1 protein-coding gene is annotated in these 597 nt (G+C 33.7%); it reads left to right on the forward strand.

The features are described 5' to 3' along the window. Positions 1–267: 267 nt before the first annotated feature. Positions 268–423, forward strand: a complete 156-nt coding sequence (locus ACM0OR_RS28340; protein ID WP_414579735.1) for a DUF952 domain-containing protein — start codon at positions 268–270, stop codon at positions 421–423. Positions 424–597: the final 174 nt, after the last annotated feature.

The raw sequence follows: 597 nt of genomic DNA on the forward strand, positions 1-597 counted from the left end.
CCTAAATTATATTGTATATTAATTTGTGTAATTAATTTTGTTTGATTACTTATAGATTCACACTTGTATATAAGTGACACCAATAACCATGCCATTAGGCGTGTAGATTTGAATACGCTTGAGGTGACAACGCTACAATTTCCTGGTTTGTGTGCGCCTGATGTTTGTATTCCGAAAAATGTTTAAGCTTACGCACAGGGGCAAAGACACACTAATTTAAATAATTTTTTTAAACAATTAGATACAGCCACATTTCCTAAATTCAATATGAATACTATTCTCCATATCACCCAAAACCGACAATGGGAAAAATCGAAAAATCTTAGTAGCTATCATGCTGACTCACTGGATACGGAAGGCTTTATTCACTCTTCCCAAGCAACACAAATCCTTAAAGTTGCTAATAAATTTTGGCTCTCCTAGAGTGGCAATACCTCTCGGTTAAGCTTATTTATTGCCAAAATTAGTGGAGGGTAACATGGCTAAAAACCTGAGAACTTCGTGAGTAAAATCATTTTAAGTTTTCTAACCGAGAAGTATTGCCTAGAGTGGTTATGATAAAATACTATAAATAAAATAGATAACTGCTCATATTTC

Source organism: Anabaena sp. CCY 9402-a (genome assembly GCF_963920945.1).
GTDB classification, from domain to species: domain Bacteria; phylum Cyanobacteriota; class Cyanobacteriia; order Cyanobacteriales; family Nostocaceae; genus Trichormus; species Trichormus minutissimus.